This window comes from Kocuria sp. CCUG 69068, assembly GCF_020833785.1.
Classification (GTDB): Bacteria; Actinomycetota; Actinomycetes; order Actinomycetales; family Micrococcaceae; genus Kocuria; species Kocuria rosea.
In genome coordinates this window covers 1-15,029 of record NZ_PDDL01000024.1, presented here as the reverse complement: position 1 = coordinate 15,029, position 15,029 = coordinate 1, and the positions used below count along the sequence as shown (strand labels likewise).

Below are 15,029 nucleotides of genomic sequence, written 5' to 3'. Positions count from 1 at the left end.
GTCCTGCTAGTTGTTGACGACCAGGTCGTCGAGAAGCGCGAGGGCCTCGTCCCAGGCCTCGTCGGCCGTGGCGGTCCCGGCGTCGAGGCGCTTCAGCGGCGGCAGGAAGACGTTCTCCTGGATCACGGAGTCGTGCGGGCCCTTGAACTGGGCGACGACCCCCTCGGCGCGGGACGCGAGGATCACCCCGGTGGGTGCGTCGTTGAACACGGGGTTCGGTTCGGCGTCCTCGACCAGCTTCTCCTGGGCCTCGATGGTGCTGGGGAAGTTGTTCGCCTTGGCCGACTGCTTGACCTGCTGCTCGGGCGCGGTGAGCCAGGCCGCGAGCTTCGCCGCCTCCTCCGGGTGCTCGGAGGTCTCCGGGACGGAGAGGAACGCGCCGCCCCAGTTGGAGGCGCCGCCCGGGAAGACGTCGGCGAAGTCCCACCCGCTGCCCTCGCCGCCGCCGGCGGACTCGAGCTGGCCCTCGATGGTGCCGAGCATCCAGCCGGGGCAGACGAAGGTCGCGAAGGAGCCGTCCACGAAGGCCTGGCCGTTGCCCCAGTCGAACTGGGTCTGGTTGGCGGAGAGGCCGTCCAGCGTGCCCGCGGCGAGCAGGTCGAAGCGCTCGCGCAGCTGCTCGTTGCCCTCCACGTTCAGCTCGCCGTCGGCGGTGTAGTAGCCCTCGTCGAGCTGGTTGACCATCGAGTTCCACACGAAGCCGGACTGGTCGTACCAGGCCTTGCCCGTGGTCTCCTGGTACTCGCGGCCGAGCTCGAAGTAGGTCTCCCAGGTGGCGTCGTCGCCGCCGAAGAGCTCCGCGACCTCCTCGCGGTCGCTGGGCAGACCGGCCTCCTCGAAGAGCTTTCCGTTGTAGCAGAGGCCCTGGGGGCCGATGTCGGTGCCGTACCCGATGACGCGGCCCTCCGGGTCGGTCCCCTGCTCGAACTTCCACGGCACCCAGTTGTCCTTGATGTCGGCCGCGCCGTGCTCGTTGAGGTCCACGAACTGGTCGGAGACCTCCATGATCGAGCCGAGCCAGCCCTCCTCGATGGCGGTGACGTCGCTGAGCCCGGACCCGGCGGCGATCTTGGTGAAGGCGTCCGTGCGCGCGTTCGAGCCGCGGTCGATGTTCGTGGCCTTGATGGTCACGCCCGGGTTCAGCTCCTCGTACTCGCCGTAGAGGTCGTCGTAGCCGAAGGTCCCGAAGGTGGTGACGGTGAGTTCGACGGGGTTGTCGGCGCTGGCCGGCTCGCCTCCGCCCCCGCCGCACCCCGTGGCGACGGCTGCCAGTGCCGCCGCACCCGCCAGGGCTGTCGTTCGCTTGAGTCGCGTGTGTCCCACGGTCACTCCTTATGTGAAGGGCTGGAGAGGAGCTGCTCTTGAGAGAGCGCTCTCTCTGCTGTGCCTCGACTGTATGTGCCGTGGCTCACACCGTCAAGAGAGCGCTCTCTCAGATCTCGGAGAAGTCGCTCCGCGTCGTGCGGCGAGGACGGGACGGGCCCATCCGCGACGCGTCAGCGGGCGTAGCGGTCCACGAAGGCGGCGAGGATCCTCTCGGGCTCGGTCACGGGCGGCCCCGTGCGAATCCGGTCCTTGACGTCCTCGGCCTCGGCCGGCGGGAAGTACCCGTGCTCCTTGTACGCCTCGATCCGGCGGAGCAGGGCGGGGGCGTCGAGCTCGGGATGGAACTGGGTCGCGTAGAGGTTCTGCTTGATCCGGAACATCTGGACGGGGCAGTCCGCGCCGGTCGCGAGCAGGACGGCTGCGGGCGCCAGGGTGCGCGTGCCCTCCTTGTGCCCCACGAACCCGTGGAACGCCGGCGGGAACTCCCGGAGCAGCGGGTCCCGCAGCCCCTCCTCGGTCAGGGTGACCTCGATGACGCCGATCTCCTCGCCGCGGGTGCGGTCCACGATCCCACCCTGGTGCGTGCCCAGGGTGCCGACGCCGTAGCAGGCGCCGAGGAACGGGAAGTCCCGGGCGACCACCTCGTCGAGCAGGTCCCGCATCTCGGACTCGGCCCGCCGCTGCACCTCCGACTTCAGCTGCGGCGGGTCGGAGGAGTTGAACGGGGACCCGCCGATGACGACCCCGGAGTAGCGCTCGAGGTCGATCGGCGGCATGGGCCCCGCCTCCAGCCGGACCCGGTGGAGGTGGCTCTCCTGCAGGCCGCTGAAGCGGCAGATGGTCTCGTACTCCTCGTCCGCGACGTCGTCCTCGGCGCGGGTGGCGAGCAGCAGGAAGGGCTTCATGACCCCATCGTAGCCAGCGGCGGGGCGCTCCCCCGCCCGCTCAGGGGACCAGGCGCTCCCGGTGCGCATAGGCGTTGAAGGAGGTGCCGCGGCTGAAGCCGAGCAGGGTGACCCCCGTCTGCTCCGCGAGGTCCACGGCGAGGGCCGAGGGCGCCGAGACGGCCGCGAGCGCCGGGACGCCGGCCATGTACGCCTTCTGCACCAGCTCGAACGAGGCGCGGCCCGAGACCTGGAGCACGGTGGAGCCCAGAGGCAGGAGATTCTCGCGCAGGGCCCAGCCCACCACCTTGTCCACGGCGTTGTGCCGCCCCACGTCCTCGCGCACGCACAGCAGCTCGGGCTCGCCGGCACCGTCGCCGTCGGGGCCGTCCGGGAAGCGGAAGAGCCCCGCGGCGTGGACGCCGCCGGTCGTGGCGAACAGCTTCTGCCCGGTGCGCAGCCGGTCCGGCAGGGCGAGCAGCGCGGGCACGGGGAGCCCGGTCCGGTCCGCGGCGGGGTCGAACGAGGAGACCTTGGTGACGGCCTCGATGGACGCCGTGCCGCAGACCCCGCAGGACGACGACGTGTAGACGTGCCGCTCCATGGAGGTGTCCGGCAGGGCGACCCCCGGCGCGAGCCGCACCTCCACCACGTTGTAGGTCCGCTGCCCGTCCGGACCGATGCCGCTGCGGTAGTCCATCTGCACGATCTCGGCCGGCGCGCGCACCACGCCCTCGGAGACGAGGAACCCGGCCACGAGGTCGAAGTCGTGACCCGGGGTGCGCATCGTGACGGTGAACGGCCTGCCGTCGAGCCGGATCTCCAGGGGCTCCTCACCGGCCAGGGTGTCCGCGCGTCCGGCCCCGCCGCCGTCGGCGGTGTACCGGTGCACGCGGCGCCGCTGGGAAGCTCGGGTCATGGCGGTCCTCCGGTCCCGGCTCCACCGGGTGGGAGCCCTCCCCCGGCATCCTATGGGCGCGGCCCGTGGCGGCCGAAGCAGCCGAATTACCGAACAGTAACGTCGGGCGAAGTGGGGACAGGCAACTTCTGTTCTTATTCATAGACTTTTGTCTAGAGTTGACGTGTCAAGGGAATTCGGCGGCAGGGCTGCCGGCGGATCCCCCGGGCGATCCACTGCGGTTCCACGGGCCGGCGCGCCGAGGCGCGGCCGTCGCAGCGGGCACCCCGTCCCCCGTGATCCGGGGGGACCGGGTGCACGCCGCCTCCGCGGACACCCCACCGGATGCCCGGCACCACACGCGCACCGATCCCGCGCGGCCTCTCCTCTCACCCCTCTCTCGCTCGAAGGCGGAACCATGAACACTGCAGCGCAGACCCCCCTGTCCGAGTCCACCGCGAAGGCCGGCCGGAACCGGCGCGCCGGCAAGGCCGTCCTGGCCGGCGCCGTGGCCGTCGGCCTCCTCGCCGCCGGCGGCGGGACCTTCGCCAAGTGGTCCGAGGAGCAGGCCATTGCTTCCGCCGACAGCATCACGGCCGGTGAGCTCTCGATGAAGAACACCACGGTGTCCTGGACGGATGGCGCCGGGAAGGACATCAACCCGGCCGTCTACAAGATCGTCCCCGGCGACACCGTCCAGCTCCACGCCTCCACCACGGTGATCGCGGAGGGCGCCAACCTGCAGGGGTCCCTCGAGCTGCAGCTCCCCGCACAGCTGCAGCAGGAGATCGACGCGCTCGAGAAGGCCGGCTACGTGTCCTACGACGTGACGCTGGCCAGCGACGAGAAGTCGGCCCAGAACTCGTTCCCGGTCACCAAGGACGACAACGGGGACACCGTGACGGCCGTCGCCACGTTCACCTGGAAGGCGGACATGACCACCGGCAGCGCCGGCGAGAAGGTGGCCAAGTCGCTGAACGGCACCAAGCTCGTCCTCGCCCAGAAGTGACCGTCCGGGGCCGACCGGCCCCACGGTGCCCCGGTGCGGCGGCGCCGCCGCACCGGGGCGCACTGCCCCTCGCACCCCGGCTCACTCCGTCTCACCCCCAGAGGCCCCCATGACGCGCACTCCCCGCTTCCGCCCCTCGACCGCCGGCCGCGCCCTCGCCGCCGCCGCGGCCGCGCTCCTGGCGCTGACCCTGCTGGGCAACAGCCTCGGAACGGCCGCCCGGTGGTCCGACACGGCACCGCTCGAGACGCAGGCCGTCAGCACCGGCACCCTCGACGTGGCGCTGGAGCCCGCGCGGGCGACCCTCCACCGCACCGACGTCGATCCCACGACCGGTGCCCTCCGGCGCGGAACCACCGACCTCACCGGAGCGGCGGACGCCCTGTCCGCGCTGGCCCCCGGCGACACGGTCGTCGTCACGACCCGCGCGGTCCTCGACGTCGAGGGCGCGAACCTCGCCGCGACCCTCACGGTCGATCCCGGCGTGCCGGCCGGCGGCGCGGTCGTCCCCCGCGTCGAGCTCGTGCCGGTCTCCGGCGCGCCGCCGCAGCCCGGGCCGTCCTCCTGGACGGTGACCTCGGCCCACGACGGCGCGGTCTACGACGTCACCGTCTCCTACGAGGTGTCCCCGGACCCCGCCGCCCAGGGCACGACCGTCACGCCGGGCCCGCTCACGGTCGCCCTCACCCAGCACTGACCCCCCTCCCCCAGGAGCTCCCATGAGCCAGTACCGCACTCCCACGGCCTACGTGCTCGGCGTCCTCGTCCTGCTCGCCGTCATCGTGCTCACGACCCCGAACGGCGGGACCCACGCCCGCTGGTCCGCCACCGCCCTCGCCGAGGTGCCCACCATGACCACGGGCCGGATCGGCTTCGAGATCACCGCGGTCGAGGGCGCCGGAGGCGCCGCGACCCTGACCAGCACGTCCGGCTTCGACGTCCGGTACCGGCCGGTGCAGGTCTCCCTGGTGGACTCCGCCGGGCGGTCCGTGGCCGCGCCGGCGGGCATGCGCTTCGCGTACCGCACCGGCGCGGCCTGCGACGACGGCGCGGCGCCGGCCGAGTGGACCGCCACCGCACCCGGAGGATCCGCCCCTGCCCGCGTCGACGGCGGGACGCGGGCGTCCCTGGAGCACGACCGGCCTGCCGGGCTGTGCCTGACCGTCTCGACCGAGGCCGTTCCGGTCGCCGCGCTGCGTGCGCTGAACGAGCAGGAACTGCGGGTCGTGACGCAGGTGGAGGCCGCCTCGCTCGAGGAGGGTGCCTGGCCCGCGACCCGCCCGTGGACAGTGCCGCTCGTCCTGAAGATGCCGGCCGAGGAGCAGCCGACGACCGCTCCTCCCCGCCCGGCGGCGGGACAGTGCAGCGTTGACGGGCCAGCCGCGCTGCTCCGGTGGACCTGGTCCGGTGGCGCCGATGCTCCGGCCGTCACCGCATGGGAGATCTGGATGCGCCCGCTGGGCACCACGGCGGCGCCCACTCGGGTGAAGACCGTCTCGGGCGGAGCGGCACGGACGGTTCACGTGGCCGTCTCCGAGCTGCCGGCCTCATCGGACAACCGGCCCAGCCAGGACTACGAGACCCTCGTGCGGGCAGTGTTCGCCACGGGGCCCGCGTCCCACGCGGACAGCGCCTACGCGTGGAAGCTCAAGACGCCCGGCGGAAGCGGCAAGATGAACTGTGAAGGACTCCCGTCATGACCACCGTGCTCCGCAAGACCCTCCACCCGCTGCTCGTGCTCGCCCTGGCCGCGGTGGCCGCGCTGCTGCTCGCCGTCGTCGTCCTCCCGCTCGCGCTCGGCTGGGTGCCCCTGACGGTGCTCTCCGGCTCGATGGAGCCGACCGTCCCGACCGGCAGCCAGGTCGTGGTCGCCCCGCTCGAGGGCGAGGACGACGCCGCGGGACTGAGCACCGGGGACGTCGTGACGTTCATGCCCCGTCCGGACGACCCGACCCTCGTGACCCACCGGATCGTGGGCGTCGCGGTGGACGGCGAAGGGCGGCGCAGCTTCACGACGCTGGGCGACGCCAACGCCGCCCCGGACGCGGAGCCGGTCACCGCCACCCAGCTGCGCGGCCTGGTGAAGTATCACGTGCCCTGGGCCGGCTACGCCGCCACCCTCCTGGACGCGGAGCAGAAGCGCAGCGGGATCGTGCTGGTCGCCGCGGCGCTGTTCGGCTACGCGCTGTGGCAGCTCGTGGGCGCCGTCCGGGACCGCGCCCGGCCCACGGACGAGAGCGCGGAGGCGGACAGGGACGCGGAGCGGGACCACGGCGCCGGCGGCGTGGCGGAGCAGTTCCCGGCCGGGGAGCAGACGTCCCCGGCGGAGGCCCCGACGGAGGCGCTGCCGCTGGTGCCCGCCGCCGCCGGCCGCTGAGCGGCGCAGCGCTCGCCCGGGGGCCGGGGCGGCCTGCCGGACCGTCGACGCCGGGCGAGCCGCCGTTGCCGGTCCCCGGCGGCGGGGCCATGATGGGGACCATGACCGAGACCCCGCTCACGCACGTCGACGAGAACTGGCAGCGCGCCCTGGTGGTGGTGGCGCACCCGGACGACATGGAGTTCGGCGCCGCCGCGGCCGTGGCCCGCTGGACCGGACAGGGCAAGGACGTGGTGTACTGCCTCGTCACCAGCGGCGAGGCCGGCATCGACGGCCTCGAGCCGCAGCAGTGCGGTCCGCTGCGGGAGGCGGAGCAGCGGGAGTCCTGCCGGGTCGTGGGCGTGGAGCAGGTGGAGTTCCTGCACCTGCCGGACGGGGTGCTCGAGTACGGGGTGGCGCTGCGGCGCCGGATCGCGGAGGTGGTCCGCCGGCACCGCCCGGACGTGGTCATCACCAACAACTTCCGCGACACCTGGGACGGCGCCACCAACCTGAACCAGGCCGACCACATCGCCACGGGCCGGGCCACCCTGGACGCCGTGCGGGACGCCGGCAACCGGTGGGTCTTCCCGGAGCAGGTCGAGGCGGGCCTGCAGCCGTGGCCCGACGTGCTGGCGGTATGGGCGGCGGCCTCGCCCGACTCCCGGCACGCGGCGGACGTCACGGAGACCTTCGACGCCGGCGTGGAGTCCCTGCGCGCGCACGGCGCCTACCTCGAGGGCCTGGGCTGGACCGACTTCGACCCGGACGCCTTCCTGCGGGGCAACGCCGCCGCCGTGGGCGAGCGGCTCGGGGTGCCGCTCGCGAGCTCCTTCGAGGTGCTCCCCCTGCGGTGGGGCGGCACGGAGGACTGAGCCCGGCTCCGCCGGCGCGGAGCGCTCAGGCCGGCTCGGGCTCCCGGAGGACCAGGAGCACCAGCAGCACGGCGAGGACCACGAGGGCCGCCACGAAACCGACGGCCCCGGCCCAGCCGGTGACCGTGTAGAAGACCCCGCCGGCCGTGCCCAGCACGGACGAGCCCGCGTAGTAGAAGAGCGTGTAGAGGGACGAGGCCTGCGCCTTGCCGGTGCGGGAGCGCACCGGGACCCACCCGGACGCCACGGCGTGCGCGGCGAAGAAGCCCGCGGTGAACAGCAGCAGCCCCACGACGATCACGGGGATCGACGGGACCAGCGTGGCCAGCAGCCCGGCGAGCATCACGGTCCCGCTGCTCGCGAGGACCACCCGGCGCCCGTGGGCCGCCGCGATCCGGCCGGCCGTCCCGGAGGACCAGGTGCCCGAGAGGTAGGCGAGGAACAGGAGGCTCACCACGGTCTGGGACACCCCGAACGGCTCCTCGCCGAGGTGGAAGCCCAGGTAGTTGTAGATCGCCACGAACCCGCCCATGAGCAGAAAGCCCTGCAGGTAGAGCACCAGCAGACCGCGGTCCGCCAGGTTCGCCCCCAGCCGCCCGAGCAGCCCGGCCGGCCCGGTGAGCCGGACGGTCTGGCGCACGAACCCGCGCTGGCGCGGGGCGATGAGGACGAAGACCACGGCGGCGAGCGCGGCGAGCACGCTCACGGTGATCGTGCCGGTCCGCCAGCCGAACGCGTCGCCCACGGGTGCGGCGATGATGCGCCCGGCGAGGCCGCCCAGGCTGGTGCCCGCCACGTAGGTGCCGGCGGCCACGGCGGCGTGCCGGCGGTCGAGCTCCTCCGCGAGGTAGGCCATGGCCACGGCGGGGATCCCGCCCAGGGCGATGCCCTCCGCGAAGCGCAGCGCCACCACGGCCTCGAAGCTCGGCGCCAGGGGCATGACGAGCCCCAGGACCGTGGCGGAGACGACGGCCATGACCATGGTCCGCAGCCGGCCCCACCGGTCGGAGACCACGGACCACGGCAGGACGCCCACGGCGAGGCCGAAGGTCGCGGCGGAGACGCCCAGGGAGGCCCGCGCGGCGTCGATCCCGAGGTCCGCGGCCAGGAGGGGCAGCACGCCCTGCACGGAGTAGAGCTGGGCGAACGTCGCCACGCCGGCGCACAGCAGCGCCAGCAGCACCCGGCGGTAGCCCCGGCTGCCGCGGTCGTAGCCGGTCCAGCCGCCGGGCTCAGCCACGACCGGCCCCGCGCATCTCCCGGGCCCCGGCCCGCAGCCCGGTGACCACCCACAGGCCCAGGAGCAGGAACAGGGCGAGATAGGGCAGCGCGGCCACGGCGTCGATCGCCGGCCCGGGGACCCCCACCGGCCTCAGCCACGCGTCCCAGCGGATCGGCCCGACGTACAGGCCCACCAGCGCGACCCCGCCCAGCACCAGGGCGAGCCGGCGCGGACCGTCCCGGAGGAACGCCGGCCACGCCTCGACCCACAGCGCCGTGCACACGAGCCCCCACCACACGTGGTGGTGGGACCAGGTGACCGGGGACAGGTAGAGCATGAGGAGGGCGTTGACCGCCACCACGGAGAGGATCATCCCCCGGGCGGCGAGGACCCGGATCAGCAGGGCGACGCCCACGACCGCGGCGAGGAGCAGGACCCCGCGCAGCAGGGGCTCCGGCTCCCCGGGGACGCCGAGGTGGAGGAGCACCCCCTGCAGCGAGGTGTTGTCGACGTACGCGGTGTCGCCGACGCGCTCGTCGCTGAGCACGGCCTCGGTCCAGAACACGACCGCGTCCCGCGGCAGCGCCAGGAACCCGATCACCACGGTCGCGGCGAAGGTGAGGCCCATCGTGAGGATCGGCCGCAGCTGTCCGCGCACGAGGAACACCAGCCCGAACGCGAGGGGGGTCAGCTTGATGCCGGCGGCCAGGCCGATCCAGAACCCGCGCGGGATCCGGCCCAGCAGGGTGTCGTCGCGGGTGCGCAGCAGGTCGTAGAGCACCAGGGCCATGAGCAGCGCGTTGATCTGCCCGAGACCCACGTTGCGCATCCACGGCCCCGACCACAGCAGCACGGCGGTGCCGGCGGCCACGGCGGTGGCGGGACCCAGCAGGGCCTGCAGGGGCAGCGGCCGGCCGCGGGCGGCCGCCCGGCGCAGGAGCACGGCCGAGAGGACCGCGGCGACGCCCATCGAGGCGAGACCCAGGGCGAGCTCGGTGAGCCGTTCGGGGAGGAAGGCGAGCGGCACGAACAGCAGCGCCGCGAACGGGGGGTAGGTGAACGGCAGCCCGCCGTCGCCGTCCGGGCTGAGCCCGGGGCCGTAGAGCTCGTCGTCGAAGCCGTGCCGGTCCACCACGGCCATCCCGCCGAGCCGGTAGACGTCCAGGTCGATGCTGCTGTCGAGGACCAGCCACACGGACCGCACCAGCACGCCCGCCAGCAGCAGCCACACCAGGCCGGTCAGCGCCGTCGAACGTCCGGTGCGGGACGCGACGGCGGCGGACGGAACGCTCACCAGGGCCTCAGTTCTCGGGTCGGTGCGTGCCGGAGCGGACGCAGGCGGAGGTTGCGGCCCCCACTCTAAGCCCGCCCGGCCCCGTCTCCCGTCCCGGTCGGCCCGGGGCCGGGACCGACCGCCCGGGAACACGGCATGATGGACCCTGACACGTCGGAGACACCGCGACGGCACGGACCCCGGGCACCGGGACCGCGTGCCTGCCGCGAGCACCGGAGGAGAACCATGACGGAGCACCAGACGGGCGGCCCGGCGGGGGCGTCCCCGCACGAGCTGCTGCTCGAGAGCGAGGACATCGCGTCCTTCCTCGACGCCCTCTCGGGCCGCATCGCCCAGGCCCTGTCCACCGACGGGGACGAGGTGTGGTGCGCGGTCACCCTGCTCCGGCCGAAGCGGTCCTCCACCGTGGCCTCCTCGAGCCCCGCGGCCGAGGCCCTGGACGAGATCCAGTACCACTACGGCGACGGGCCGTGCCTCACGGCGTCCCGCGAGAACCGGCTGGTCCACGTCCCGGACACCCGTTCCGATCCCCGGTGGCCCGAGTACGGCCGGGCCGCCGCCGCCCACGGCATCCTCTCCGCCCTGGGGGTGCCCCTGGACCTCGCCGGCGAGGCCTCGGCGGCCCTGGACGTCTACGCCGACCGTCCGCACAAGTTCGACCGGGCGACGATCGAGGTCATCCAGCGCGAGGTGGCCTCCGCCTCCAGCGCGCTGCGCCTGGCCGTGCGGATGGAGAAGCACCGGGACGCCGAGGCGGACCTGAAGGCGGCCATGGCCTCGCGCACCACCATCGATCTCGCCGTGGGCATCGTCATGGGCCAGAACCGCTGCACCCAGGAGCAGGCCTTCGACATCCTCCGGTCCGCCTCCAGCCACCGCAACGTCAAGCTGCGCGACCTGGCCGCGGAGCTGGTCGCCACCGTCGGACAGGGCCCGGCCACCACCCACTTCGACCGCTGAGCACACCTCCGGCGGGCTCCGCTCCGCTCCCGCGGAGGGACCGTGGCCGCGTGCGGCGCGGGAGCGGCTACCCCTTCCGCCACTCGTCGCTCGTCAGGTGCGAGCCCGCCTGCGGTCCCATCTGCACCATGCCGCCGTCGACGACCCAGGACGCCCCGGTGACGTAGGCGGAGGCCGGGGACGCGAGGAACGCGATGACCGCGGCGACCTCGCGGGCGTCCCCGGGCCGGCCCAGCGGCACGCCGGGACGGTGGGCGGCCCGCGGGTTCTCGTCCTCCTGCCCCGTCATGGGGGTGGCGATCTCCCCCGGGGCCACCGAGTTCGCGGTGATCCCGTGCTCCCCCAGCTCGAGCGCGATGGTCTTCACGAGTCCGCCGAGGCCGTGCTTGGCGGCGTCGTAGGCGCTCGAGCCGACCCGGGGCACGTGCTCGTGGACGCTCGTGACGGCGATCAGCCGCCCGCCCCGCCCGGCGGCCACCAGGTGCCGCGCCGCCGCCTGGAGGCACACGAACGCGCCGTCGAGATCGGTGGCGAGCACCTTGCGCCACGTGCCCAGGGACGTCTCCAGGAACGGGACGTTCGCCCCCGTGCCCGAGTTGTGCACGAACACGTCCAGGCCGCCCAGGCCCTCTACGAGGCCGTCGACGACGGCGCCGCAGCGCTCCGGCTCCGTGGTGTCCAGCCGCGCCACCACGGCCCGGCGGTCGTAGGACCGGACCTCCTCCGCCGTCCGCTCGGCACCCTCCTCGTCCCGGTGCCAGGTGATCCCCACGTCCATGCCGGCCGCCGCGAGCGCCACGGCGGTCGCACGCCCGATGCCGGAGTCGGAGCCGGTCACCACGGCCGTGCGGGGCTCGAAGTCGGGAGCGTGCTCCATGGTCGTCGCCTTCCCTCCGTGCAGAGCGCGGACCGCCGTGCGGGACGGCCCGGGGGCACCAGCCTATTCCCGGCGGTGACGCGGCGCACACCCCCCCCCCCCCCCGGCCGGAGCCGTTGCGGACCGCGACCGAGGAGAGGAAGCTCTTGAGCAAGCTGATGATCGGAGACGAGGAGAGCGTCATGGCACACCAGGACCCGTCAGGATCGACCGTCCCGGAGGATCCCCGGGAGCGAGGAAAGGACCGGCCGGGCGCCTCCACCCCGCGGGGGCGGCGGCAGGAGGTGGTCGCCGCGGAGAAGCGGGAGTTCGGGGGCGTGAAGTTCGGCTCCGCGTTCTTCGGCTGGATGACCGCCACGGGCATCGCCGTGCTGCTCACCGCCCTGCTCGGTGCGATCGGCGCGGGCGTGGGGGTGGCGACCAGCTCGGACCCGGGCGAGATCGCGGAGCAGGTGGCGCAGGACGCCGGCACCGTGGGCCTCGTCAGCGGCATCGCCCTGGCCCTGGTCCTCTTCGTCGCCTACTTCGCCGGGGGCTACGTGGCCGGGCGGATGGCCCGGTTCGACGGCGCCAAGCAGGGGGTCGCCGTGTGGGTGTGGGCGGTCCTCATCGCGATCGTCCTGGCGGTCCTGGGCGCGGTGGCGGGCGAGCAGTTCAACGTGCTGCGCGAGCTCAACAGCTTCCCCCGCATCCCCATCGGCGAGGGCGCCCTGACCACGGGCGGCATCATCGCCCTGGTGGTCGCCGTCCTGATCCCGCTGCTCGCGGCGGTCCTCGGCGGCCTGGCCGGGATGCGCTTCCACCGGAAGGTGGACCAGGCCGGCATCGACCACCAGTACCGCTCGCACTTCTAGGACCGCTTCCGGGACCGGGGCGGGTCAGAACTCGAGGACGAGCCGCCCCCGCACGCCCCCGGCCTCGAGCCGGCGGTGCGCCTCGGCGGCGTCCGCGGCGGGCAGGACGGCGGCCACGCGCAGGGAGAGCACCCCCTCCTCCACGTACCGGCGCAGCCGGTCCAGCTTCGCGCCCGAGTGGTACTCCTGGGGCACGCTGATCCGGTGCACGGTGATCCCCCGGCCCGGGTCCCCCGTCCAGTGCCGCACGGTCGCGAACCCTCCGCCGTCCCGGACGGCAGGGGCCGCCTTCTCGCTCAGCACGGCGGCGTCCACGAGGGCGTCGACCCCGTCGGGGAAGAACTCCCGGACCCGCTCGGCGACGTCGTCCCCGCGCGCCACCACGTGGTCGGCGCCGAGGCTGTCGACGAGCTCCAGATCCTGCTCCGCGGCGTCCGCGATCACGGTGAGGCCCTCGTGCTTGGCGAGCTCCACCACGTAGTTGCCGAGGGTCCCGGCGGCCCCGGTGACGGCCAGGGTCTGCTCGGGCTGGAGGTCCAGCACCTCGAGGACCTGCAGGGCCGTGAGCCCGTTCATGGGCAGCGTGGCGGCCGTGGCGAAGTCCGTGTCCGCCGGGAGGCGGGCGATCGAGTCGTCGGGGGCGACCAGGAGCTCCGCGTAGGCGCCCCCGTGCTCCCCGCGCGGCAGGGCGATGGCCATGACCGCGTCCCCCACCCGCCAGGCGCTGCCCTCCCCCACCTCGTCGACGACCCCGGCCGCGTCCATCCCCGGCACGTACGGCGGCCGCAGGTGCTCCACGGGCTGACCGCCCGCGCGCAGCAGGGTGTCCGTGGGGCTGACGGCGGCCGCCCTGACCCGGATCCGCACCTCTCCGGGGCCGGGGTGGGGGTCCGGCACCTCGTGGACGGCGAGGACCTCGGGCCCTCCGAACGTCTCGACTCCGATGACTCGCATGCCCGTTCCAACCCCGGGGCGCCCGCACCCATTCCGGCTCCGCACCGATGCCGTTCCGATGCCGTTCCGATGCCGTCCTGACATGCGGGCGAGGATCCCGTCACACCGTTGCGGCCCCGCCGGTCCGGGGCCATGCTGAGGGCGGGTCCCGCCGCACCACGAAGGGGAGCACCATGGCACCGACAGACTTCATCACCCTTCCCGTCTCGGACCTGGAGCGATCGAAACGGTTCTACTCCTGTCTCGGCTGGCGGCTGCACCCCGCGTTCGAGGGCACCGGCGCCGGGACCGTCGAGATCCGCGAGGACGAGCACGTCATGGTCCTGAGCGAGGACCGCCACCTGCGCCTGGTGGGGCCCGGGACCCCCGGCACCCCGGCCGACGCCTCCGTGGTCAACGCGCTCAGCGTCGACTCCCCGGACGAGATCGACGTCATCGTCGACCGCGCCGTCCGCGCCGGCGGGACAGAGGGCGACGCCCAGGACTACGGCTTCCTGCGCTCGCGCTGCTTCCGGGACCCCGACGGCCACCAGTGGGAGATCCTGTGGGTCGATCCCGCGGCGGCCTCCGTCCGCGCCGCCCGCCGGCGGTGACCGCGGGCACGGCGGAGCCCGGTCACCACGGGTGACCGGGCTCCGTCCCGTCTCGGCGGCTCAGGTGCTCACTTCTCGGAGACGGCCGCCGCGAGCCGCTCGAGGGAGTGCTCCAGGGCGCCCTCCTCGAAGAGCGGGAAGGACACGGCCTTCTTGGCCTCCGGGGTCGCGTGCTCCCACGAGTAGGTCTCGGTGACCAGCGTGGCGCCGGGGCCCTGGGGCTCGAGCTCCCAGATCCACTCCCAGCCCTCCAGCTCGGCGCCCTGCGGCTTGGGCTTCCAGGCGAGGAGCTTGTTCTCGTCGTAGCCGGAGACGGTGTTCTCCATGACGTAGTCGCCGCCCATGTGCTCGCCGTTCATGTTCATCACGAACACCTGGCCGACCTTCTGGATGCGCTGGTCGTCGCCGGAGACGACCGTGCCGGAGCCGTCGATCTGCCGGTGGCGCGAGGGCAGGCTGAGGACGTCGAAGATGGCGTCGGCGGGGGCGTCGATGACGCGGCTGGCGGACAGGCTGTTCTCGGACACGGGTGGTTCCTCTCGTCGGCAACGGTACGGCCCCACCGTAGGCAGACGGGGCCGGTCCCTGGCCAGGGCTGTCCGCTCCCCGCGTAGCCGGGTCCGGCCCGTGCGCTCAGCCCTGCCCCGCGCCGAGGCCCTGCGGCTCCCCCGCCAGCGCCCGCAGATAGCCGGCGAATCCCCGCTCGACCCGGCCGGTGCTCCGGCCCGAGGTCAGCACCCGCACCCGGTCCGTGGCGAGCACCCGGTGCCCGCGCGCCCGCGCCGCCTCCGCCAGCCCGACGTCCTCGCCGTGCGGCAGGGCCGGGAAGCCCCCGCACGCGGCGTACACGTCGGCGCGCACGCCCAGGTTCGCCGCGTGCACGTGGGGGTGCCCCTCCTCCAGCCGGTGCCGGGCGTGCAAGCGCGC

General features: G+C 74.0%; 16 protein-coding genes and 1 pseudogene. 8 read left to right on the top strand and 9 right to left on the bottom strand.

Annotated features, from left to right (window positions below; genetic code table 11):
- Positions 1–6: 6 nt before the first annotated feature.
- From CRM73_RS06920 to fdhD, 3 genes are all read right to left on the bottom strand, one after another.
- On the bottom strand, positions 7–1,323 hold the full coding sequence (locus CRM73_RS06920; RefSeq protein WP_017832101.1) for an ABC transporter substrate-binding protein: 1,317 nt from the start codon (positions 1,321–1,323) through the stop codon (positions 7–9).
- A gap of 173 nt (positions 1,324–1,496) precedes the next feature.
- Entirely contained in the window at positions 1,497–2,231 is a 735-nt protein-coding gene (locus CRM73_RS06915; protein ID WP_017832102.1) for a glutamine amidotransferase, read from the bottom strand.
- A 40-nt stretch (positions 2,232–2,271) separates the two neighbouring features.
- Positions 2,272–3,129: a formate dehydrogenase accessory sulfurtransferase FdhD gene (gene fdhD, locus CRM73_RS06910; RefSeq protein ID WP_095651041.1), complete on the bottom strand. Its 858-nt coding sequence runs from the start codon at positions 3,127–3,129 to the stop codon at positions 2,272–2,274.
- A gap of 397 nt (positions 3,130–3,526) precedes the next feature.
- Between fdhD and CRM73_RS06905 the strand changes: the two genes are divergently transcribed.
- From CRM73_RS06905 to CRM73_RS06885, 5 genes are all read left to right on the top strand, one after another.
- Positions 3,527–4,117, top strand: a complete 591-nt coding sequence (locus CRM73_RS06905) for an alternate-type signal peptide domain-containing protein (RefSeq protein ID WP_229587234.1) — start codon at positions 3,527–3,529, stop codon at positions 4,115–4,117.
- Positions 4,118–4,226: 109 nt separating this feature from the next.
- Positions 4,227–4,814 carry a hypothetical protein gene (locus CRM73_RS06900; RefSeq protein ID WP_035925896.1) on the top strand — a complete coding sequence of 196 codons (588 nt, stop codon included), beginning with the start codon at positions 4,227–4,229 and terminating at the stop codon, positions 4,812–4,814.
- Positions 4,815–4,836: 22 nt separating this feature from the next.
- Entirely contained in the window at positions 4,837–5,817 is a 981-nt protein-coding gene (locus CRM73_RS06895) for a hypothetical protein (RefSeq protein ID WP_144836469.1), read from the top strand.
- Positions 5,814–6,494 carry a signal peptidase I gene (locus CRM73_RS06890; protein WP_229587233.1) on the top strand — a complete coding sequence of 227 codons (681 nt, stop codon included), beginning with the start codon at positions 5,814–5,816 and terminating at the stop codon, positions 6,492–6,494. The genes CRM73_RS06895 and CRM73_RS06890 overlap by 4 nt, the downstream gene beginning before the upstream one ends.
- 101 nt (positions 6,495–6,595) lie before the next feature.
- Positions 6,596–7,348, top strand: coding sequence for a PIG-L deacetylase family protein (locus CRM73_RS06885; RefSeq protein ID WP_017832108.1), 753 nt, complete (start codon positions 6,596–6,598; stop codon positions 7,346–7,348).
- A 25-nt stretch (positions 7,349–7,373) separates the two neighbouring features.
- On the opposite strand, the gene CRM73_RS06880 is transcribed toward CRM73_RS06885, so the two are convergent.
- Both CRM73_RS06880 and CRM73_RS06875 read right to left on the bottom strand, forming a co-directional pair.
- Entirely contained in the window at positions 7,374–8,588 is a 1,215-nt protein-coding gene (locus CRM73_RS06880) for an MFS transporter (RefSeq protein ID WP_017832109.1), read from the bottom strand.
- A complete protein-coding gene (locus CRM73_RS06875) occupies positions 8,581–9,864 on the bottom strand; it encodes a glycosyltransferase 87 family protein (RefSeq protein ID WP_229587232.1) in 1,284 nt (427 codons plus the stop codon). Before CRM73_RS06875 ends, CRM73_RS06880 begins: the two co-directional genes overlap by 8 nt.
- Positions 9,865–10,089: 225 nt before the next feature.
- Here CRM73_RS06875 and CRM73_RS06870 point away from each other — a divergent pair, with 225 nt between their 5' ends.
- Positions 10,090–10,824 (top strand): GAF and ANTAR domain-containing protein, encoded by a 735-nt coding sequence (locus tag CRM73_RS06870; protein ID WP_017832111.1) that lies wholly within the window; start codon positions 10,090–10,092, stop codon positions 10,822–10,824.
- Between the two features lie 67 nt (positions 10,825–10,891).
- Here CRM73_RS06870 and CRM73_RS06865 read toward each other — a convergent pair whose 3' ends face one another.
- Positions 10,892–11,701: an SDR family oxidoreductase gene (locus CRM73_RS06865; protein WP_109243716.1), complete on the bottom strand. Its 810-nt coding sequence runs from the start codon at positions 11,699–11,701 to the stop codon at positions 10,892–10,894.
- Between the two features lie 146 nt (positions 11,702–11,847).
- On the opposite strand from CRM73_RS06865, the gene CRM73_RS06860 reads away from it, so the two are divergent.
- Positions 11,848–12,555, top strand: coding sequence for a hypothetical protein (locus tag CRM73_RS06860; RefSeq protein WP_229587231.1), 708 nt, complete (start codon positions 11,848–11,850; stop codon positions 12,553–12,555).
- Positions 12,556–12,579: 24 nt separating this feature from the next.
- Here CRM73_RS06860 and CRM73_RS06855 read toward each other — a convergent pair whose 3' ends face one another.
- Positions 12,580–13,509: an NADP-dependent oxidoreductase gene (locus CRM73_RS06855; protein ID WP_109222256.1), complete on the bottom strand. Its 930-nt coding sequence runs from the start codon at positions 13,507–13,509 to the stop codon at positions 12,580–12,582.
- 173 nt (positions 13,510–13,682) lie between these two features.
- Here CRM73_RS06855 and CRM73_RS06850 point away from each other — a divergent pair, with 173 nt between their 5' ends.
- A complete protein-coding gene (locus CRM73_RS06850; protein ID WP_035925887.1) occupies positions 13,683–14,102 on the top strand; it encodes a VOC family protein in 420 nt (139 codons plus the stop codon).
- A gap of 68 nt (positions 14,103–14,170) precedes the next feature.
- On the opposite strand, the gene CRM73_RS06845 is transcribed toward CRM73_RS06850, so the two are convergent.
- Positions 14,171–14,629, bottom strand: a complete 459-nt coding sequence (locus tag CRM73_RS06845) for an SRPBCC family protein (RefSeq protein WP_017832116.1) — start codon at positions 14,627–14,629, stop codon at positions 14,171–14,173.
- 106 nt (positions 14,630–14,735) lie between these two features.
- Positions 14,736–15,029 (bottom strand): annotated as a pseudogene (locus tag CRM73_RS06840) (glycosyltransferase family 2 protein); the annotation flags it as partial.

Coding starts and splice junctions, on each gene's coding strand:
- CRM73_RS06915 (WP_017832102.1), bottom strand. CDS start 2,231: ATGAAGCCCTTCCTGCTGCTCGCCACCCGCGCCGAGGACGACGTCGCG.
- fdhD (WP_095651041.1), bottom strand. CDS start 3,129: ATGACCCGAGCTTCCCAGCGGCGCCGCGTGCACCGGTACACCGCCGAC.
- CRM73_RS06905 (WP_229587234.1), top strand. CDS start 3,527: ATGAACACTGCAGCGCAGACCCCCCTGTCCGAGTCCACCGCGAAGGCC.
- CRM73_RS06900 (WP_035925896.1), top strand. CDS start 4,227: ATGACGCGCACTCCCCGCTTCCGCCCCTCGACCGCCGGCCGCGCCCTC.
- CRM73_RS06895 (WP_144836469.1), top strand. CDS start 4,837: ATGAGCCAGTACCGCACTCCCACGGCCTACGTGCTCGGCGTCCTCGTC.
- CRM73_RS06890 (WP_229587233.1), top strand. CDS start 5,814: ATGACCACCGTGCTCCGCAAGACCCTCCACCCGCTGCTCGTGCTCGCC.
- CRM73_RS06885 (WP_017832108.1), top strand. CDS start 6,596: ATGACCGAGACCCCGCTCACGCACGTCGACGAGAACTGGCAGCGCGCC.
- CRM73_RS06870 (WP_017832111.1), top strand. CDS start 10,090: ATGACGGAGCACCAGACGGGCGGCCCGGCGGGGGCGTCCCCGCACGAG.
- CRM73_RS06865 (WP_109243716.1), bottom strand. CDS start 11,701: ATGGAGCACGCTCCCGACTTCGAGCCCCGCACGGCCGTGGTGACCGGC.
- CRM73_RS06855 (WP_109222256.1), bottom strand. CDS start 13,509: ATGCGAGTCATCGGAGTCGAGACGTTCGGAGGGCCCGAGGTCCTCGCC.
- CRM73_RS06850 (WP_035925887.1), top strand. CDS start 13,683: ATGGCACCGACAGACTTCATCACCCTTCCCGTCTCGGACCTGGAGCGA.